The 3,265-nt window shown below is 67.3% G+C and carries 3 protein-coding genes; all 3 read right to left on the bottom strand.

Translation table 11 applies throughout. The annotated features are described in order from the left end of the window. Positions 1-356: 356 nt before the first annotated feature. The 3 genes from AB0D32_RS32640 to AB0D32_RS32630 all read right to left on the bottom strand — a co-directional run bounded on the left by AB0D32_RS32640 (position 357) and on the right by AB0D32_RS32630 (position 2,977). Positions 357-1,058: a trypsin-like serine protease gene (locus AB0D32_RS32640; RefSeq protein ID WP_357098798.1), complete on the bottom strand. Its 702-nt coding sequence runs from the start codon at positions 1,056-1,058 to the stop codon at positions 357-359. 362 nt (positions 1,059-1,420) lie between these two features. After that, positions 1,421-2,254: a transposase gene (locus AB0D32_RS32635; RefSeq protein ID WP_357098801.1), complete on the bottom strand. Its 834-nt coding sequence runs from the start codon at positions 2,252-2,254 to the stop codon at positions 1,421-1,423. Between the two features lie 279 nt (positions 2,255-2,533). Continuing rightward, entirely contained in the window at positions 2,534-2,977 is a 444-nt protein-coding gene (locus AB0D32_RS32630; RefSeq protein ID WP_357098795.1) for a hypothetical protein, read from the bottom strand. Positions 2,978-3,265 lie beyond the last annotated feature (288 nt).

The following is a 3,265-nucleotide window of genomic DNA, read 5'->3' as shown; positions in this document are numbered from 1 at the left end:
GTGGCGCCCCGGGCCCGCCGGCGCCCCCCCCCCCCCCGGGGGCCCCCCGGCCACCCCCAAACACCGGGGGGGGGGGGGGGGCCCGCGCCCCCCCCCCCCCCCCCCCCCCGCCTGGTGCGGGGAGCGTGACGTGGATCGCTCAGCCTCGGCGAGGTCCGCCGTCTCCTGGCACACCTAATCACCACCACCCGACCCTTCGACCGCCTACATCGATGGTCACGATGGCGACGCCGACACCAATACCGCGCCAGGACAGCCCACTACCAGCGAATACACCGACTTCATCAACTACGACTGGAGTACTAACGGCGGCGGACCGGCCGGAATCCGGCCGGTCCGCCACTCCACGCGCTCGGTTACACGGTCGCCATGACGTTCAGGATCCAGTCCCGGCTGTCCGGCACGGTCGCCCAGAAGGCGCCGCCGGTGCAGCCGGTGGTGATCGTCGACAGAACACCCACTTGGTACCGCAGGCCGTCCACGAGCTTGAACAGCGGCCCACCTGAGTCGCCGTAGCACATGTCGCCGTTCAAACCGTCGGTGCGGACAGCCCGGCCGCCGTAATAGTCGGTGTTGCCGTTGATGGCGAGCACGTTCTGGGTCGCCCGGCGGACCACCTCGGCAACCCCGCAGTTCGAGCACGTCCGGCCCCAACCGAAGGCGTAGGTGGTGGCCCCCACCGTGGTCGTCGCGGTGGGCAGCCGCACCGGCTCGGCGTTCGCCGACCGGTCGAGCTTGAGCATCGCGATGTCGTGGCTGGCGCGCACCCGGGAGGTGCTGACGTTAACCACGCCCCCGCCCGTGTACCACCAGATGCTCTTCACGCGGACGCTGATGTCGCCGTCGGGGATCCGGGTGGAGCCGTTGTAGAGGCAGTGCCGGGCAGTGAGCACCCAGTAGTTGTCGACGATCGACCCGGAGCACTGGAACTGGCCGTTGACGAGTACTGCGGCGAGGCCATCGGCGTCGCTCTGGTTCTCACCCCCGACGATCGGGGTCGGCGCTGCCGCCGCAGGACCGGCGGCTAGCGGAATGGTGACCAACAGTGCGGCGAGCATGGCGGCGACCCGTGCTATGCGACCAACCCTGGCGCCTCTGCCTTCCCCCGTGGCCCTGAACGCTGCTGTCAACCTGTTCACAAAACCTCCATCGGTCTATATAGACGTCAGGCGATCTTGACTGAGTTGTTACTGTCAGCACAACCCCTTTCACTCTACGCATCCCACAACCAACACCCGCACCTGGCCGAAGGTCGCCAAACGGGCCTCACCGGCTCCCATATACTGGGATACGGCGTCAGGCGCCGTCAGTACTGCAACCTGATGTCGCTGCATACGGCGGTTCGAGTCGTTTGCGGTAGTGACAGGCTCGGGCTTGTTCCTGGCGTCGGCGTCGGTAGCAGGACCAATGCCAGACGTGTTCAGCGGTGTGCGTGATGGTCAGGACCAACTGGGTGAACAGGCGGCGGATCTCGTTGCTGGTCAGTGGGATCAGCTTGCCGCGCCTGCGCCGGGACCCCCCTTGCGGCCTCGGCGGCGCGGGTCACGACCAGGAACGCGGCAGCGGTCATGGCCAGGGTGATGTGGGCATACCAGGCGTCGTAGCGGCGGACCTGGCACTGGTCCAGGCCAACCTCGTTCTTCGCCGTCTGGAACGACTGCTCGATCGCCCAGCGCGAACCCGCGACCCGGACGAGATCACGCAGTTGGGTCCCACGCCGGCCGAAACACCGGTAGTAGGCGATCTCGCCGGTGCCGATCGACCTGCGGGCCAGCACCCAACCCCGCCGGCCGTGCGCGAACTCGGTCCGGATCGGCGTCCAAGCCCAGTGGTAGACCCGTGGACCGTGGGCGCCGTCACCACAGGACATCCGCCGCCAAGCCCCGGGCCAGATCGTGGCGATCATGGCCTTGACCGGGCTGACCGTGTGCAGCCCGGCCGGGACCTCGTCATCATTGCGAGTGGCCATCACATACGCGATGTCCTGCTCCTCGAGCCAGTCCCGCAGGCCGGGGTTCTGCCCGAACGCCGTGAACCAGGCGAACGGCACCCCGGCCGCGATGGCCTGCTCGAGCATCGTGCGGGCCTGCTGCGGCTTGGTGGCGAACCCCACGTCGTCGGGCACCGCCGCGCCTGCCTCAGGCCGATCGCCAGCAGTCGGCGGCCGAAAACGGTCCGGGCACCTGGCTCTCGACGACCTGCGTATCGATGCCCATTCCACCCGACGAGACCCCGCAAGATCGGGGCTCCACATTCCGCCGTAGAAATGGTCGTGCATTTCGCCGGACATAATGGCATAAATTCAGCGGCGACGGAAGCGCGGCACACCGGAAAGCCCCGTGGAGGGCAGCCATATGGGCGACGGCACATTGCATTGCCAAAGGATGACTGTACAGCCACACGCTTCAGGGAGTACGGACACGGCCGCAAATTGCCCGGCAATGGCCTGGATTTGCTGCGCCGCGATACCGGCCGCCAGGTCCACGAACTGACCACCGTTGACCCTCGGCTCCGGTCATAAACGGGCACGACCTTACAGGCCGCCATGAAGAGCTTGCTGGAAGCCGGCGGCGATCTGTGCCAGGTGCTCGCCGTACTCCGGCTCGCCCGGCTCGTAGACGGCCTCCCGGTCATCCCGGAATGGCTTCAGCCAGCGATGGCATTCGCGCCGCTGCTCCTGTTGAGCGGCGTGGATCGCGCGGAGAACGACCGGCCGATATATCAGCTTCGCCCGCCAGTTGCCCACGTACTTCGCGTTGATGTGCGCGGTCACCGGATGGGGTCGGCGGTGGGCGTATCCGATCACCGTGATCGTCTCGTATCCCAATCCAGCGAACCCGCCGACCACGTAGAGCTTCGCCCCGGCGGGGAAGATCTTCTGGCTGCGGAAGTCGGCCTGCGGCCCATCCGGGCTGTACGGATATGGCAGCAGGTTGCCCACAATGCACCACTCCGGGCTCCACGTCTCCTCAACCACGGGAGGACACTACTGAAGCTTGGCCAGCCAGTCAGCGTCGCGTCCGTTGACCTCTTGCGGCTATTTGCGGACCGCTCGCCTGACGCGCGCTTGGACGTTCGTGTACCCGGTGGCAAGCTGCGGAGCGGCACGGCAGCGAAGCGCCCTGACATCGACGACGGCCGGCCCCGCTGGCGCTCGTCACGGCCCGATTTGCTGGTCACGACCATTCCGACGCCTGGCGCGATACTCGAGGACCCCGTGAGCGACCATCAGGGCCAACGCTGCCATTAACAGCATGGCGCCGAT

This window comes from Micromonospora sp. NPDC048170, assembly GCF_040652795.1.
Taxonomy (GTDB): Bacteria; Actinomycetota; Actinomycetes; order Mycobacteriales; family Micromonosporaceae; genus Micromonospora.
This window is presented reverse-complemented; position numbering and strand designations above follow the sequence as displayed.